This is a genomic window from Caulobacter sp. D5 (assembly GCF_003185805.1).
In the GTDB taxonomy this organism is placed as follows: Bacteria; Pseudomonadota; Alphaproteobacteria; order Caulobacterales; family Caulobacteraceae; genus Caulobacter.
This window is the reverse complement of record NZ_QHJY01000137.1, coordinates 1-16,979: the sequence shown is the minus strand read 5'-3', so window position 1 is coordinate 16,979 and position 16,979 is coordinate 1. Positions and strand designations below refer to the sequence as shown.

At 69.2% G+C, this 16,979-nt stretch carries 11 protein-coding genes and 1 pseudogene; 7 read left to right on the top strand and 5 right to left on the bottom strand.

Going from position 1 to position 16,979, the window contains the following annotated elements; all coding sequences use genetic code 11:
- Positions 1–8 precede the first annotated feature (8 nt).
- On the top strand, positions 9–1,019 hold the full coding sequence (locus DMC18_RS09940; RefSeq protein ID WP_110132908.1) for an aldo/keto reductase: 1,011 nt from the start codon (positions 9–11) through the stop codon (positions 1,017–1,019).
- Positions 1,020–1,272: 253 nt separating this feature from the next.
- Here the strand turns inward: DMC18_RS09940 and DMC18_RS09935 are convergent, their stop codons facing one another.
- The 3 genes from DMC18_RS09935 to DMC18_RS09925 form a co-directional block, all read right to left on the bottom strand.
- Positions 1,273–3,393, bottom strand: a complete 2,121-nt coding sequence (locus DMC18_RS09935) for a TonB-dependent receptor (protein WP_110132907.1) — start codon at positions 3,391–3,393, stop codon at positions 1,273–1,275.
- Positions 3,394–3,745: 352 nt separating this feature from the next.
- Complete coding sequence (locus tag DMC18_RS09930) at positions 3,746–5,611, bottom strand: PD40 domain-containing protein (protein ID WP_110118521.1); 1,866 nt, start codon at positions 5,609–5,611, stop codon at positions 3,746–3,748.
- 132 nt (positions 5,612–5,743) lie between these two features.
- A complete protein-coding gene (locus DMC18_RS09925) occupies positions 5,744–7,009 on the bottom strand; it encodes an MFS transporter (protein WP_110118520.1) in 1,266 nt (421 codons plus the stop codon).
- A gap of 188 nt (positions 7,010–7,197) precedes the next feature.
- Here DMC18_RS09925 and DMC18_RS09920 point away from each other — a divergent pair, with 188 nt between their 5' ends.
- The 4 genes from DMC18_RS09920 to DMC18_RS09905 all read left to right on the top strand — a co-directional run bounded on the left by DMC18_RS09920 (position 7,198) and on the right by DMC18_RS09905 (position 13,688).
- Entirely contained in the window at positions 7,198–8,880 is a 1,683-nt protein-coding gene (locus DMC18_RS09920; RefSeq protein ID WP_110132906.1) for a thiamine pyrophosphate-binding protein, read from the top strand.
- Positions 8,881–8,991: 111 nt separating this feature from the next.
- Entirely contained in the window at positions 8,992–12,165 is a 3,174-nt protein-coding gene (locus tag DMC18_RS09915; protein WP_110118514.1) for a TonB-dependent receptor, read from the top strand.
- A 168-nt stretch (positions 12,166–12,333) separates the two neighbouring features.
- Positions 12,334–13,200 (top strand): alpha/beta fold hydrolase, encoded by an 867-nt coding sequence (locus DMC18_RS09910; RefSeq protein ID WP_110118515.1) that lies wholly within the window; start codon positions 12,334–12,336, stop codon positions 13,198–13,200.
- Positions 13,197–13,688 carry a cupin domain-containing protein gene (locus DMC18_RS09905; protein ID WP_110118516.1) on the top strand — a complete coding sequence of 164 codons (492 nt, stop codon included), beginning with the start codon at positions 13,197–13,199 and terminating at the stop codon, positions 13,686–13,688. The genes DMC18_RS09910 and DMC18_RS09905 overlap by 4 nt, the downstream gene beginning before the upstream one ends.
- Before the next feature lie 69 nt (positions 13,689–13,757).
- Here DMC18_RS09905 and DMC18_RS09900 read toward each other — a convergent pair whose 3' ends face one another.
- Positions 13,758–14,795: a FecR family protein gene (locus DMC18_RS09900; RefSeq protein WP_110118517.1), complete on the bottom strand. Its 1,038-nt coding sequence runs from the start codon at positions 14,793–14,795 to the stop codon at positions 13,758–13,760.
- Positions 14,792–15,319: an RNA polymerase sigma factor gene (locus tag DMC18_RS25975; RefSeq protein WP_158285892.1), complete on the bottom strand. Its 528-nt coding sequence runs from the start codon at positions 15,317–15,319 to the stop codon at positions 14,792–14,794. Before DMC18_RS25975 ends, DMC18_RS09900 begins: the two co-directional genes overlap by 4 nt.
- Positions 15,320–15,565: 246 nt before the next feature.
- Here DMC18_RS25975 and DMC18_RS09890 point away from each other — a divergent pair, with 246 nt between their 5' ends.
- Together DMC18_RS09890 and DMC18_RS09885 are read left to right on the top strand one after the other, a co-directional pair.
- Positions 15,566–16,162: an AraC family transcriptional regulator gene (locus tag DMC18_RS09890; protein ID WP_158285891.1), complete on the top strand. Its 597-nt coding sequence runs from the start codon at positions 15,566–15,568 to the stop codon at positions 16,160–16,162.
- A gap of 499 nt (positions 16,163–16,661) precedes the next feature.
- Positions 16,662–16,979: pseudogene (locus DMC18_RS09885) on the top strand (hypothetical protein); the annotation flags it as partial.

Below are 16,979 nucleotides of genomic sequence, written 5' to 3'. Positions count from 1 at the left end.
GATATCCTGTGAAAGCTTCCCCTACCCGCAAGATCGGCCCGTTCGAGGTCGCCCCGATCGGCCTTGGCTGCATGAACCTCAGCCACGCCTACGGCGCGCCGCCGCCGAGCGAGGACGGCGAGCGGCTGCTGAACCGGGCGCTGGACCTGGGCGTCACCCTGCTGGACACCGCCGCCCTCTATGGCGGCGGCAACAATGAGAAGCTGGTCGGCCGCGCGGTCGCTCATCGCCGGGAGGAATACATCCTGGCTAGCAAGTGCGTGCTCGACATGGACGGCGCCAGGCGCGTGCTCGACGGCTCGCCCGAGGCGATCACCGCCAGCCTGGACCGCTCGCTGCAGCGGCTGGGCGTGGATCATATCGACCTCTTCTACCTGCACCGCCTGGATCGGAACGTGCCGGTCGAAGACTCGGTCGGCGCCCTGTCGCGCGCGGTCGAGGCCGGCAAGATCCGGGCGATCGGCCTGTCGGAGATGTCGGCCGCCACGCTGGAGCGGGCCCACGCCGTCCATCCGGTCGCCGCCATGCAGAGCGAATATTCGCCGATGGTGCGCAATCCCGAGATGGCGGTGCTGGAGGCCTGCCGGCGCCTGGGCGTCGGCTTCGTGGCCTTCTCGCCGGTGGCGCGGGGCCTGCTGGCCGGCGGCGTGACCAGCGCGGCCTACGCCAAGGGCGACATCCGCGCCTGGATGCCGCGCTTCGTCGAGCCGAATCTGGCCCATAACCTGATCGCCGTGAGAGCCTTCGACGCCCTCGCCGGCGAACTCGGCCTGACGCCGGCCCAGCTGTCGCTGGCCTGGACCCTGGCGCGCGGCGAGCACGTCGTGCCGATCCCCGGGACCACGAGCCTGGCGCACCTGGAGGAGAACCTTGGCGCGGCTGGGGTGGAGCTTTCGGCAGATGTGCTTGCCCGCGTGGACGCCCTCTTCGAGGGAGACGCCGTACGCGGCCCGCGCTATCCGGCCGAGGCCCAGGCGCAGATCGACACCGAGCTGCTGCCGGACGAGGTGGTGGCTTAGGACGTTCGGGACGCCCCCTAACGTCCCTCCAGACCGCCTTCCTGGGCCTTGCGCCCAGGACCCATCGTTCAGCCGCTCAGACAGTAGAAAACTTGCTCGGGTCTGAGCGGACGCCGGCATGGGCCCTCGCCACAAGGGCGAGGGAGGCGGCTGGAGGGTAAAGAAAAAGGGCGAAGCCTTGCCGGCTTCGCCCTTTCTGCATTCCCGCAAAAAGCGGCCGGAAGCGCCCAGGCGCCTCCAGCCAGGCCTTGCACTAGAACTTCGCGCCCACCCGCAGACCGTAGGTGCGGGGCGGCAGGTAGGAGCCGTAGTAGACGCCGGCCGTCGAGGTGGCGAAGGCGTAGGACTTCACCAGTTCGTCGGTGATGTTGTTGGCGTAGGCCGTGACCGACCACACGCCTTCCGGCGAGTCGTAGCTCAGGTTCAGGTCGCCCGTCGTGTAGGCGTCCTGGCGGATGATCGGGCTGCGGATGTCGAACAGCAGGTACTGCTTGCTGACGAACCGGGCCCGGGCCGCCGCCGTCAGGCTGCCGCCGTTGGGCAGGTCGAAGCGGTGCGAGTAGTCCACCGTCACCGTCGACTTCGGCGACTTGGGCAGCGGGTTGCCCGAGAAGTCGCCGCCCGACGAATAGGGCGTGACCGGCAGAACGAAGTCGTTGAACTCCGAATGGGTCAGGGCCGCGACCACGCCGAGGCGGTCGGCGGAGCTGATGGCCCACTGCGATTCCAGCTCCAGGCCGTACACCGTCGCCTTGTCGGCGTTGTAGGTGATCCGGCCCGAGGCGGTGCAGGCCGCCAGGTTGGACGGCAGGTTCAGGCAGCCCAGCTGGCTGGCCTGGTAGTTCTTGTAGCCGTAGTGGAAGGCCGTGAGGTTCAGCTGCAGCGCGTTGCTGAACAGACGGTTCTTCGACCCCGCCTCGAACGACAGCACCTTCTCGGGCTCATACGAATTGGGCGGCAGGCCGTCGTAGTTGCCGCCGGCCTTGTAGCCGGTCGCGGCGGTGAAATAGATCAACGAGCGCTCGGCCAGCTGGTACTCGGCCGAGGCCTTCCAGTTGGTCGCCTTCCACTCGGCGTTGGCGGTATTGGTGATGTTGGACAGCAGCACGCCCGCGGCGTTGCGCACCTGGGTGCTGCCGGTCTGCTTCTTCTGGTCGTTGGTGTAGCGCAGGCCGCCGGTCAGGCGCAGCTTGTCGGTGACGTGCCAGGTGGCCTGGCCGAACAGGGCGCGCGAGAAGGCGTCGATGTCCGGATAGCCGAAGGTGACCTGGGTCGGCGGCGCCAGCAGCACCTGGTAGGAACTCTGGGCCTCGCCCCAGTAGTAGGCGCCGAGGATCCACGACACGGTCTGGTCGCCGGGCGAGGCCAGGCGCACTTCCACCGACTGCTGCTTGGCTTCCTGGTTCAGCTGGATGCGGCGGTCGCTGGCGTAGAGGTTGTCCAGCTTCATCTCGTGATAGGCCGGAAGCACGGTGAGCGTCGCCGGGCCGAAGTCCCAGGTGATCTCGCTGTGGACGCCCCAGTTGCGGTTGTCGATGGGGGCGCCGGGGTTGGTGGTGTTGGTCGAGCGCGGATCCACGCCGGCCACGTTCAGCTTGTAGGCCGCCGGACCGACGCCCTTGCGCAGGTCGTAGTCGGCGCCCAGCAGGATCGACAGGTCCTCGGTCGGCTTGACCAGCAGCTGGCCGCGGAAGGCCCGGGAATCCTGGTCCTCGCTCTTGCCGTCGGCGGCGTAGCCGTCGCGCTTCAGGGTGCGCATGGCGACCCGGGCGGCGACCTTGTCGCTGAACGGCAGGTTGGCCATGCCGCTGACGCCGACCTGGTTGTAGGAGCCGTACTCGGCGCCCAGGGCGGCTTCGAAGTCGAAGCGCGGGCGGGCCGAAATGACGTTGATGGCGCCGGCGGTGGCGTTGCGGCCGTAGAGCGTGCCCTGCGGGCCGCGCAGCACTTCCACCTGCTGGATGTCGTAGATCAAGCCGCCGGTCGACTGCGGCCGGCCCAGATAGACGCCGTCGATGTGATAGGCGACGGCCGGGTCGCCCTGCGGGCCGTCATTGGTGCTGAAGATGCCGCGAATGGCGACGCCGGTGGCGGCGTTGCTGGAGTTGATCTCGACGTTCGGAGCCGAGCCTTGCAGCGCCTGCAGGTTCGGCGCGGCCTGCTTCTCCAGGCTGTCGGCGCTGATGGCCGTGACGGCCACCGGAATGTTCTGGACGTTTTCGCTGCGCTTCTGGGCGGTGACGACCACCTCTTCCAGCGCGGCGGGCTCGACCGGCGCCTGGCCGGCGGCCTGGGCGTTGGCGACGGCGCTCCAGCCGATCGCGATGCCGGCGCCGGCGAGCAGCGCGGCCTTCAGCGGGCGACGTCCGGGCATGGTTTGACCCCTCATTCGTAACCTCCCTCATATGTCATCGCCCCGCCTCTTTGGACTGGGGTCGTTGATTGGTTCTTGGATCGACGGCCCCGCACACGACCGGTCGCCGACCTGAATTTCGCGGGGTCGAGTCCTCGGAGGATCGCCAGAGATCAAGACGCGAAGCCTCGCGCGCCCGCCGCGATGTCGCATGCGGAGCCCTGCGCCGAGACGCGCTCTCGATGTCTGCTGACGATCCCCTGAGGTCTCTCCCGCCCCCGCTGATCTCCGAGTTGAAGTAGATCAGGCGGAAGGCGGAAGAGAGGGATCGAAAACCCGCAGCGCCCGATAGCTTTACCGAACGCCGTTTCCCTTATCCGGCCGGCAGGTACATGGGCATGGAGTCTTCCCACAGGCTGTCGGTCAGCAGGCGCTTGCCCGTGCCGTCGGCGTTCATGACCATGATCTGGCCGTAGGGCTGGAAGGTGTTGTCGTAGAGCGCGGCCTCCTCGCGGAAGCCGTACATGCCGGTGCTGAACAGGATGCGGCCGTCGGCGCTCCAGACGGCGTGGCCGTCGTTGCCGCGGTTGGTGGTCAGGCGCTGCAAATCCGAGCCGTCCGGCCGGATCGTGAAGACGTCGAAGTTCACCGCGTCCACCTTTCGCGTGAAGACGATGCGCTTGCCGTCCGGCGACCAGAACGGAAGGTTGTCGTAGCCGGTGGTCAGCACCCGGATCTGGCGGGTGTCGAGATTGATGACCCGCAGGCCCTTCTCACTCTCGCCCCAGACGCGGAAGACGATCTCCTTGCCGTCAGCCGAATAGCTGGGGAAGCCCGAATGGATCGTGCCGTCGGTCAGGGGCTCATAGTCGGTCCCGTCGGCGCGCACCCGCATCAGCGTGGCCTTGCCCTTGGCGCGTTCCTGGAACCAGACGCCCATGCCGAAGGTCAGCCACTGGCCGTCGGGCGACCAGCCCGGCATGAAGGCGCCGGCCAGGCCCTTCTTGAGCAGCACCGGGTCCAGCCCCTTGCCCTCGACGTCGAACACCACGCGGCGGTTCGAACCGTCGCGGTTCATGGTCACCAGCGAGGAGTTGCCCTGCTGCTTCTCGGTGATCGCCAGGACGCCGTCCTTGGAGACGACCGGGAAGACGTCGGTGTGCAGGTAGTCGAACTTCGGGTCCCAGCTGTAGAGCGGCTTGAACTGGCCGCGGGCCTTGAAGCCGACCTTCTCGTAGATGACGCTCTTGCCGTCCGGCGACCAGACGGGCGAGCGCACCACGCGCTTCACCGGGGCCTTGCCGTCGGTGGTGTAGAGCCCCTCTTCCGGCCCGCCCTTGCGCTGGTAGGCGACGACGTCGTTGCCGATAAACTGCGGGAAGAGCTTGAAGCCCGGGCCCGAGGTCAGCTCGGCGCGCGCGCCGGTGGCCACGTCGACCGAGACGATCTGCGAGGTGACGCCGCCGACGGTGTCGGGCCGGCGGGTGAACCAGGTGTCTTCCGTGGTCAGTTCATAGAAGGCTACGCGCTTGCCATCCGGCGACCACTTGGGCGAGCCCAGGCAGTAGCCCGGCTTGGAGGCGATGCGGCGGAAGCCCTTGCCGTCGGCGCCGATGACGTAGATCGACAGCTCCTGGGTGTGCTCCCAGCCCTTGCCCTCGTGGTGGCCGCGCCAGTCGGTGTTGCGATCGGACGAGAAGGCGATCCATTTGCCGTCAGGCGACCAGGACGGGCGAAAGAAGCCGTTGGGCAGGCTGGGATCGCCCTGCACCTCGGGCGCGCCGGTCAGGTTGGTCAGGCGCTTGGCCTTCAGGTCCAGGATCCAGACATTGGCGACGTAACCCTGGCGGGTCGAGACGAAGGCCAGGCGCGAGCCGTCCGGCGACAGCTCGCCGGAGTCGTCGACCGCCGAGCCGACCACCAGGGGCTGGATGCTTGAGCCGTCGAGATTGGCGCGGAACAGGTCGGACTGGCCGTCGCCGTTGCGCTCGGAGGTGAAGACCACCGACTTGCCGTCGGCGCTGAAGCTGGCGTGATAGTCGAACACCGAGGCCTGGAGCAGCTTGCGCTCGTTCGAGCCGTCGGCATTGGCGATGTAAAGTTCGGACGACGAAGGGCCGATGCGGTTCATCAGCATCACGCCTTTGCCCCCCGCCGGAGACGACGCGGGCGCCGCGGCCATCGCCTTGCCCGCCATCAACGCGGCCGGGACAGCGGCGAGGAAGTGTCGGCGGTCCATGTATTCCTCCTGGTACGCGCCGCCTGTCACGCGGCGGCTTGGTGTTCGTCGGACGGCGTCGGCTCCGTCTTCTTGTTCTTCTAGGCTAAGCCGGAGGAAGGCCCGGCGTGTCGATCAGAATTGCGTCCGGTCCTATCCATTTCGGCGCGGCGCCTCCTCGACCTGGGCGGATTCGAAGGTCCGCGCCCGGCGCAGGGCTGGGAACCACCAGGCCCAGAGGCCGGTGACGATGATGGCGCCCACGCCGCCGAACACCACCGCCGGCACCGGTCCGATAGCGGCGGCGAGGAAGCCGGACTCCGCCTCGCCCAGTTCGTTTGAGGCCGAGATGAACAGCGACGAGACCGCCGCCACCCGTCCCCGCATCGCGTCGGGCGTCGACAGCTGGATCAGCGACTGGCGGACATAGACCGACAGCATGTCGGCTGCGCCCAGCACGGCCAGGCAGACCAGGGACAGCGGCAACCAGCGCGACAGGCCGAAGACCACGGTGGCGACGCCGAAGACAGCGACCGAGACCAGCATCTTCACGCCGACATCGTGCTTCAGCGGTCGCCAGGAGAACAGCAGCGCGGTGACCATGGCCCCGACCGCGGGGGCGGCGCGCAGGTGTCCCAGTCCCTCCGGCCCGACATGCAGGATGTCGCGCGCGAAGATCGGCAGCATGGCCGTGGCGCCCCCCAGCAGCACGGCGAAGAGGTCGAGCGAGATCGCGCCCAGCACCAGCCTGTTGGCGCGGACGTAAACGAGCCCCTCGATCATCAGCTTCCAGGGCTTGCGCGGCGGGCCGATCGTACGGGCGGCCGGACGCACCAGCAGCATGCACAGCAGCGACAGGGCGAACAGCAAGGCGCTGACGACGTAGGGAACCGGCGGCGACCAGGCGTAGAGATAACCGCCGGCGGCCGGGCCGAGGATCGAGCCGACACGGCCGGCGATGGCGTTGGTGGCGATGGCCAGGGGCAGCACCTCGGGCGGTACGATGTTGGGTCCCAGGGCGTTCAGGGCCGGCATCGAGAAGGCCCGCGCCACGCCGAGAAACACCGCCACGCCCAGCAGGGCCGGAATGGTCGCCCCGCCCGACCAGGTCAGCCAGCCCAGGGCGACGGCGCACAGCAGTTGCAGCGAGGTGGTGAGGCAGACGATCAGCCGGCGATCGTAGCGGTCGGCCGCCCAGCCGGTCACCAGGGTCAGGGCGAACAGCGGCGCGAACTGGGCCAGGCCCACGAAGCCGAGCTGAAGCGCGGCGTCCTTGGTGTCCATGGTCGCGCGCGCCAGGTCGTAGACCTGCCAGCCGACGACGATGACCAGGATGTTCTGGGCCAGCACCGAACACATCCGCGCCGTCCAGAAATAGCGAAAACTGGCGAACGCGAAGGGGTGGCGCGGCTGGGCCATCGGATACTCCTGGCCGCGATCGGACGGCGGCGGTGCGCACCTTTAGCGCCGCCCGGACGGGACAGTCACGCCAGGCGCGTCCTTGAGGCGCGTTCTTTCGCACAGAACCGATAGCCGCCGGCCCGTCTTGAATGGCCAGCTCCTCGCAGGCGCTCGTACCAAGGACGGCTACGGGAGGAGCCAGGACCATGACCACGGGCGCGGAAGCCGCCGTCCGGATGCTGCAGCATCACGGCGTCAAGCACATCTTCGGCCTGTGCGGCGACACCAGCCTGCCGTTCTACGACGCGCTCGCCCGCCTCGACCACGGCATGGAGCACGTGCTGACCCGCGACGAGCGCAGCGCCGCCTACATGGCCGACGCCTATGCCCGGGTGACCGGCAAGGTCGGGGTCTGCGAAGGCCCCAGCGGCGGCGGGGCGACCTACATCCTGCCCGGGGTGGTCGAGGCCAACGAGTCGTCGATCGCCCTGCTGTCGATCACTTCCGACGTGCCGGTGACCGCGCGCGGCCGCTATCCCCTGACCGAGCTGGACCAGAAGGCCCTCTTCCGGCCGCTGACCAAGTGGAACACCGTGGTCGATCACGTCGGCCAGATCCCGCACGTCTTCCGCACCGCCTTCCGCGCCGCGACCACCGGCCGCCCCGGCGCGACCCATATCGGCCTGCCCTACGACCTGCAGAAGCAGACGGCGGACTTCGACCTCTGGGCCCAGGCCGAGCACGGGTCCTTTCCCGCTTTCCGGACCGGGCCTTCGCCCGACCTCGTAGCGGCGGCCACGGACGTGATCCTGGCGGCGAAGCGGCCGGTGTTCGTGGTCGGCGGCGGCGTGATCATCTCCGGCGCCAGCGCCGAACTGGCCGCCCTGGCGGCCTTGCTCGACGCGCCGGTCGCCTCGACCGTCAGCGGCCATGGCGCGATCGCCGACGACCATCCGCTGGCCGTCGGCGTGGTCGGGGCCAATGGCGGGGTGGACCAGACGCGCGAGATCGTGGCCGGCGCCGACACGGTGATCTTCGTCGGCTGCCGCGCCGGCTCGACCACCACCGAACATGGCGAGGTTCCCGGCCGCGACGTGCCGATCGTCCATATCGACGTCGATCCGATGGTGGTCGGGGCCAACTATCGCGTCGAGGCCGGCCTGGTCGGCGACGCCCGGCTGTGCCTGGCCGCCCTGGGCTCGGCGATCGCCCGCCGGCTGGACGGCGAGGCGCGCGACACGGGCGCGGCCGAACGCCTGAAGGCCATGCGCCTGGCCAAGCGCGCCCGCTTCGAAGACCTGGCCCAGTCCACGGATCGCCCGATCCGCCCCGAGCGCGTGCTGGCGGCGCTGCAAGCCGCCCTGCCCCGCGACGGGATCATCGTCGCCGACCCCGGCACGCCCTGCCCCTACTTCTCGGGCTATTTCGACTTCAACTTCACGGGCCGGCGGTTCATCACCAACCGGGCGCACGGAGCGCTGGGCTTCTCCCTGCCCGCCTCGATCGGCGCGGCCTATGGCGCGCCCAATTCCAAGGTGGTGGCGGTGATGGGCGACGGCAGCTTCGGCTTCGCGGTCGGCGAACTGGAGACCATCGTCCGCAAGCGCCTGCCGATCACCCTGATCGTGTTCTCCAATTCCTCCTACGGCTGGATCAAGGCCAGCCAGAAGAGCGGCTATGGCGAGCGCTACTTCTCGGTCGATTTCGGCCGCTCCGACCATGCCCGTATCGCCGAAGCGTTCGGGCTGAAAGCCTGGTCGGTGAGCGATCCAGCGGCGCTGGACGGCGTGGTCCGCGCCGCCCTGGCCCACGAAGGCCCCACCCTGATCGACGTGATCTCACAGCCGCTGGAGGAAGCCGCCGTGCCGGTCAGCCGCTGGATGGGCTGACCGAGGGCGCTGCACCCACGACGCCGGATCCGGCAATCGCTCCTTCTTGCGGCGCGGTTGATTGATCGTCGTTACTCGACCTGCTAGTGGCGGCGCGTGAGGGGATCCCGAATGCGCAGGAACGGTGCGTACGCAGCGCTGTTGGCCTGGGGCATCGCCGCGGCGGCTATCTCGGCGTCGCCGGCGCAGGCGCAAAGCGCCCGCGCTCTGCAAATCGACACGACGGGCCAGTCGCTGGCCACGGCCCTGACCGACATCGCCCGGCGATCGGGCCGCGAATTGCTGCTGGCCGCGCCGACGATCGGCGGACGGAGCGCGCCCCGCCTCAAGGGCCGCTACACGCTCGACCAGGCCCTGCCGCTGCTGCTGGCCGGATCGGGCCTTGGCCACCGTCGCACGGCCGACGGCATCTACATCATCGAGGTCGCGCCGAGGCTTCCGCCACCGCAGCCGGATGTCCCGGTCGCCTTGCCCGAACTGCTCGTGACCGCCCGCAGCCAGAACAGCGACATCCAGCGCACAGAGAACGACATCCAGCCCTACAAGGTCTGGACCAGTCGCGGCATAGAGCAGACCGGCTCGACCGACATCAACGACTTCCTGCGCGTGACGACGACCGCCAACGCCCAGATCGCGTCGGCGCTGCAGACCCCGGCCGGCAACAACGCCAGCAACCGCTCCGAAGTCGACCTGCGGGGCCTAGGCTCCAACCAGACGCTCGTCCTGGTGGACGGCAGGCGAATGCCCGCCCTGCCCTCGGGCGCATCCGCCTCCATCCTGCAATCGGACCTCAACGGCCTGCCGCTCGCCGCGATCGAGCGGATCGAAGTCCTGAATTCCACGGCCGGCGGCGTCTACGGGTCGGGAGCGACCGCCGGCGCGATCAACATCGTGCTCAAGCGCGATTATCAGGGCGCCGATCTCTCCGGCGACTACGGGATCACCGACGGCGGCGACGCCGCGACCCGCCGGCTCGACGGACGGGTCGGCTTTTCCCCTGACGACGGCCGCACGGAAGTGATGGTCACGTTCGGCCTGCTGCGCGCCGACGCCCTGAGCGCCGGAGCACGCGACTACAGCGCCAGGGCCCGCGCGAGACGCCTGGCGAACGATCCGGCCTCCGCCCTCGCCGACTACCCGGTCAGCCGGTCGATCAACATCTTCAGCGCCTCTGGCGCCGCCCTGGTGCTCGATCCCGCCTATGGCGGCGCCAGCCTGGGCGCGGCGACGACCTTCGCGCCAGCGTCCTACGGCGGCGCGACGACCGACGGCGCCGCCCTGCTGCTGGCCAACGCCGGACGATTGGACCTCGGCCTGTCGCCCGACGTCAGCGGCGAGCGCCAGACGCTCCTGAGCAAGCACGAGACCTCGTCCCTGATCGGCAGCGTCCGCCGCCGGTTCGGCGAGGCGGTCGAGGCCTATGCCGACCTGCTGGTCCTGCAGAACGACGGCGAGGCGGTGATCCCGTGGAACACGTCACAAGCCGTCCGCATCGTCGCGGGCGCGCCGACCAATCCGTTCCAGCAGGACATCTACGTCACCTTTCCGGCGCCTGGCTTCGACCCGGTCGTCCGCAACCGCAGCCGGACGACGCGGGGATCGGTCGGGGTGATCGCGGAGCTGTCGCGCGGCTGGAAGCTCAGCGCCGACTACAGCGCCGGCAGCGCGCGGATCGACGTCGCCCTGACCGCCAGACCGCCGGGTCCGATCGTCTCCACCGCGGTCATGCAGGGCCGAGGCCTCGATGGCAGCGCGCCGCTCAGCCCCCTGGGCGGGCTGGAGGCGTTTCTCGGCGCGCTGGCCAGCCATACCGTCGACGCCGGCTATGCGTTTTCGCAGGTCGACCGCTTCCAGGACCGGTCGATCCGGCTGGCGGGACCGATCCTCGACCTCGGCGGCGGTCCTTTGACCCTGTCCCTGACGGCGGGGGACCGGCGCGACCATGTCCCGAGCGCCGTCTATCGTCGATGGGCCCCGCTTACCGGCCTCGCCACCGAGGCGCCGATGACGAGCCTGACCCAGTCGGCCCGCCACTACGACGCCGAACTCCGCGCGCCGCTGACGGACCGCCGCGACGGCCCGACCGGATTGAAGGGCCTGGAGTTCCAGCTAGCCGTCAGCCGCGAACGCAACCGGGAACGCCTGCCCGCCAACCTCGCCTCCGAGGATCCACGCTACGAGACCACGAAAGAGGCCGCCCAGACCACGACGGTCTACACTGCGGGCTTCAAGGTCTTTCCCGTCACCGGCCTGATGGTCCGGGCCAGCGCGGCGTCGGGCTTCCTGCCGCCTCGGACCGACCAGCTATGGTCGACGACCGGCGCCTACACCTCTGACCCCGACACGTTCGCGACCTCGTCGCGCTATCTCTACCTGCCGGCCGCGTTCGCTCCGAAGGACCCCAGGCGCGGCGGCGAGGCGCTGGGCCTCGCGGGCGGCTATGACATCGTCGAGGGCGGATCGACGAACCTGCTGCCGGAGCGCGCGCGCAGCCTGTCCGCTGGCGTCGTGCTGACGCCGACCTGGCTGGAGCGGCTGCGGGTCTCCATCGACTACACCCGGATCGACAAGCGGCGGGAGATCGTCAGCGCCAGCGCCCATGACGTGGACTACTTCCTCGACAACGAGGCGCTGTTTCCCGGACGCGTGACGCGCGCGCCGCTCAGCGACGCCGATCGCGCCAGGGGCTTCACCGCCGGCGTCGTCACCGCCGTGGACACCACGGCCCTGAACATCGGCAGGACGCTGGTCGAGGCGATCGACCTGCAGGGCGACTACCTGATCCCGACCGCGCGCCTGGGAGACTTCAAGCTGCGCGCGGCGGCCACCTGGCAGCCGCATCTGAGACGGCAGGCCGATCCGCAGAGCGAGGCGGTCGAAGCGGCGGGCTACGCCGACGGTCCCCTGATCTGGCGCGCGAACGGCGGCCTGGACTGGGCGAAGGGGGCCACGACCCTGGGCGTGACCGTGGCCTTCTATGACGGCTATCGCGTGTTCGACAGCACCGACAGCGCTGACACCGCGGCCAGGAAGGTGTTGCAACAGGGCGCGAGCCGGGTTCCGCCACAGGCCTATGTCGATCTCTACGCGACCCGTCGCGTGGCGCTCGAAACCACGGCCGGCGGGCTGCGGGAAGTCCAGCTGCGCTTCGGCGTGCAGAACGTCCTCGATCACGATCCGCCCCTGATCGCGCAGTCGAGCCCGTCAGACCGCTCCCTGCCCTACAGCGCCTATGGCGACCCGCGCGGGCGGCGTTTCGAGTTCGGCCTGGTCGGTCATTTCTAGGGCCTGGCGAGCCCGGATGAGGGTTCCTGGAAAACCTGCGTTCCCCCCGCTGAAGGCGTCCGCCCGGACGTCCGGACGCGGCCTCGCGCCGCGCTCATCCCTGGAGGACAGCAAGTGTTCAAGCTCGCGCCAATCGCCTTGGCGACCCTACTTCTCGCGACCCCCGCCATGGCGCAGGTCAAGCCTTTCCCGGCCAGCTTCAAGACCCAGGAGATCGCCACCAACGGCGCGACGATCCACGTCCGCGTCGGCGGTTCGGGACCGGCCGTCGTGCTGCTGCATGGCTATGGCGAGACCGGCGACATGTGGGAGCCGCTGGCCGTCGAACTGGCCAAGGATCACACCGTCGTCGTGCCCGACCTGCGCGGTCTTGGCCTGTCGTCCAAGCCCGCTTCCGGCGGCTACGACAAGAAGAACCAGGGCCAGGACGTGGCTGGCGTGCTCGACGCGCTGAAGATCAACAAGGCCGACCTGGTCACCCACGACATCGGCAACATGGTCGGCTACGCCTTCGCCGCCGAGCATCGCGATCGGGTGGGCCGGTTCGTGCTGATCGACGCGCCGCTGCCCGGCGTCGGGCCGTGGGACGAGATCCTGAAGAACCCGCTGCTGTGGCACTTCCGGTTCGGCGGTCCCGACATGGAGCGCCTGGTCGCCGGCCGCGAGCGCATCTATCTCGACCGTTTCTGGAACGAGTTCTCGGCCAATCCCGCCCGGTTCACCGAGGCCTCGCGCCAGCACTACGCCAAGCTCTACGCCCAGCCCGGCGCCATGCACGGCGGCTTCTCGCAGTTCGCCGCCTTCGACCAGGACGCCATCGACAACAAGGCCTTCGTCGCCGAGGGCAAGCTGACCGTGCCGGTGCTCGCGCTGGGCGGCGAGAAGTCGTTCGGACCGATGATGGCGACGGTGATGCGGTTCGCGGCCAGCAACGTGACCCAAGGCGTCGTCCCCGATTCCGGCCACTGGATCATGGAGGAGAACCCCAAGGCCACCGTGGCGATGGTGCGCGACTTCCTGGACGCCAAGCCGTGAGCCGCCTCGTTGCCATATCGGCCGGCGCCGCGACCCTGCTGGCGACCTTCGCCCTCGCGGGCGGCGCCTGGGCCGCCGAGCCCCTGGCTCGCCTGACGCCGTCAGAGATCGACGGCCTGGCCAAGGGCGGCGCCACGGCCGGCACCTCGGGCGTATCGGGCATCCGCACGACGGTCCTGTACGGCGACCCGATCAAGGCCGGTCCCTACACGATCGCGCTGCAAGTCCCGCCCAACACCCGCATCGCCGCCCACGGGCACCGCGACGACCGCACCGCCGTGGTCGTCGCCGGCGTCTGGCGCTTCGGCTACGGGCGCAAGGCCGAAGAGGCCCTGGTCAAGATCCTGCCGCCGGGCAGCTTCTACAGCGAGCCGGCCGGGGTGGAGCATTTCGCCATGACCGGACCGGAAGGCGCCAGCGTCTATATCTCCGGCTTCGGCCCGACCAGCACCGACTATGTCGAGGCGGCCGACGCGCCCAAGCCCTGACAACATCGACCTTGGGGGGCAAGGCAGACGCCTTGCCCCCTTCGTCCGATCGGACCAGGAAGCCGCGGTTCAGCGCCGCGTGGAGACGAGTTCGTAGGTGTCGGCGTCGCGGGCGACCATCCGGACCGGCAGCACCTGCGACACCGAACGTCCGAACCGCCTGGCGTCGCCCGTCCTGAAGACGCCGGTGATGCGCAGCGCCGCGACCTTCGGGTCGCGGATGACGATCCTGGCTCGCGTGTAGCGGTTCAGCAGGCCGACGGCTTCGGACAGCGGCTGGTCGTGAAACTCCAGGACGCCCTGCTTCCAGCCGAGGGCCTCGTCGAGATCGACCGGCGCCACCCTGCCCTGCGCGCCGTCCCTGGCGGTGAAGGCCTGGCCGGGCGCGAGCCGGACCGGCGGCTCGCTCGCCCGCACCTGGACCGGGGCTACCGACACGGCGCCTTCGGCCAGCACGACCCGCAAGGCGCCCGGCGCCAGGCGTACATCGAATTGGGTGCCCAGCGCGGTGACCACGCGCCCGCCGGCGCGAACCGCGAAGGGATGGGCCCGGTCATGGGCGACGTCGAAGAACGCCCGGCCGCTCAGCAGGCGCACCTCGCGCCGACCGCCGGAAAAGGCCACGTCGATCCCGCTGTCGACGTCCAGCGTCACCCGGGTGCCGTCCGGCAGATCGACGATGGATTTCTGGCCCTTGCCGGTGACGTAGTCGGCCCGGCCGACGGCGGTGAGCGAAGGCCCCGCCTCGACCGCCACCTTGGCCGGCGCGCCTGAACCGCCGAACCAGCCTTGGTGAACGCCCGTGAGCAGCGTCGCCGACACCGCCAGAGCCGCGATCGACGCCGCAATCGCCCGAGGCCAGAACGGCTTGGCGGCCGGCTCGGGCCTGGCCCGCCGCGCCGCCCGCGCCATGGCGGCGATCAGGTCGCTGTCCTCGGCGTCCTCGAAGACGTCCCAGAGCCGATGGGCCTGGATCCAGGCGTCGCGGTTGTCCTGGCTTTCCTCCAGCCAGGCCGCGAACTGCTCGCGCTGGGGCGACTGATCGAGGTCGTCGCGGGCCAGCCAGCGCGCCGCGGCCTGGGCGGGGGTCATGACGTCGCGGGTCATCGGGCGTCTCCCGCGTGGGCCATCAGGTGCTCGATGGCGCGGACCATGTGCTTTTCCACCGTGCTGATCGAAAGGCCAAGGCGCGTGGCGATGGCCTGGTGGCGCAGGCCGTCGATCCGGCGCAGCAGGAAGATCGTCCGCGTTCGCTCCGGCATGGTCATCAGGGCGGCCGCGGCGGCGTTCAGCGCCTGCTTGCCGGCGTAGATGCGATCGGGGTCGAAGTCGTGTTCGTCGCGAAGGCTAGGGTCCAGCACCACGTGCCCGTCGGCGTGCCGAACCGCCCGACGCCGATAGCGGTCGGCCAGGACGCTGGCGGCGATCTGGAAGATGTAGGCGCTGGCGTGATCGGTGTTCGAGGGCGTGCCGCGCACGGTCAGGCGCAGGAACACCTCCTGGACCAGATCCTCGATCTCGACGGGGTTGCGCACCCGGCGTCGGAAATAGGCGGCCAGCGGTCCGCGCATCGCCGACGCCTGGCGGGCGAAGACGTCCGCGCGCGCAGCGGCCTCGGAGGCGTCGGACATGGGCTCCCCTCGCGCCATTCCCATCAGAGACTCCGATCCCTGTCCAACGGCATGTGGCGCGGGCTTTCGAAAGGGCAGAACGCAGCGCCGGCGAAAGTCCTCATCAAAAATATTTCCTGGATCGACCGGCGGGGTCGCCCGGCTCGCACCGGTGGCGAATGAGGGTTTTCGTCGCCCGTGCGTAATGCCTCCCCGGGCGGACACAAGCGACGGTCGCCGACGGAGATGACGATGTGCGATCCCTCGATGGACAAGACGGACCTCGCCTCGGCGCTCGCCTCGCCGATCGATCCGATGGCGCTGACCGTGCTGGACATGCTGGATCGCGCCGACCGGGCGGTGGAGGTCGATCCCCGTCAGGCCCGGATCCTCATCGGCCAGGTGTCGCGCCTTCTGGCGCCGGCCCGCGATGCCCGCCTCACGCCGAGGCGGCGTTCGGACCTGACGCTCGCGCCATGGCAGGAGCGCAGGGTCGTGCGCCATATCGACGAGCGCCTCGGTCAACCGATCGGCGTCGCCGAACTGGCCGAAGGCGTCGGCTTCAGCCCCAGCCACTTCTCGCGCTGCTTCAAGAGCAGCTTCGGCGTCGCCCCGCGCGGATATGTGATCCGCAGACGCCTGGAGCGCGCCAAGAGCCTGATGCTGCATACCCGCTTGCCACTGTGTCAGATCGCAATGGATTGCGGCTTCAGCGACCAGGCGCACATGTCCCGCACCTTCCGCGCCATCGTCGGCAGCTCGCCGAACCGCTGGCGGCGAGAGCAGGCTTCGGACGCGGCGATCTTGATTCCCACAAGCCTGCCGAACGTTTCACAAATTGGGAAACAACGCCTCGAAGGCTGAGATTTCAATTCAATCTTGAAACATAGATTTCCAATAGATTTCCATTCGTTTTCGCTGAATGCAGATTGGCCGAAATTCGCCGTTATATAGTCATGAAGCGCACGCTTCCGAATTGACAAACCATCGACTTCGACAAGATTGCCAAAATCGTTGCAGAGATCGCAAAGATCCGCAGCGAACGTGAAGACCGCTCACATAGGCGACGCCGCGATAACCCCCGCGTACGATCGTCAACACATCGAGGCATGACGTCGAAACTTCGGCGCTCGTGTTCTGCCAGCGAGCGCTGCTCCCGACGCAACGAAGCGTCGGCGACCGATCGCCAAGGCCCCGGTGTTTCCACACGCCAGCTTCGATCCAACCGCCACGCCCGCGACCACAGCGGCGTTCGGCGGCTCGACCTGGCGCGTCTCGATTTCGGCCAACACACACCGCGGCGACCGGAGGGGGCGCCGCGCTGAACAAGGGCGGTCACCGCCTGCACTCTCGGAGGGAACTCATGAAGAACGTCCGCAGATCACGCTTCGAAACCCAATTGCTGATGACCACGGGCCTGGCCGCGGCCATCCTGGGCTCGAGCTCGTCGATCGCCCTGGCCCAAGCCGCCCAGCCCACCGATACGGCCAAGGCCGCGCCCGAAGCCACGGTCGAGAACAAGGTCGCGGAAATCGTCGTCGTCGGCACCCGCGCCAGCCTGCAGTCGGCCATGGGCCGCAAGAAGCGGGCGGGCACGATCTCGGACTCGATCGTCGCCGAAGACATCAGCCAGTTCCCCGACAAGAACGTCGGCGAGGCCCTGGGCCGGGTGACCGGCGTG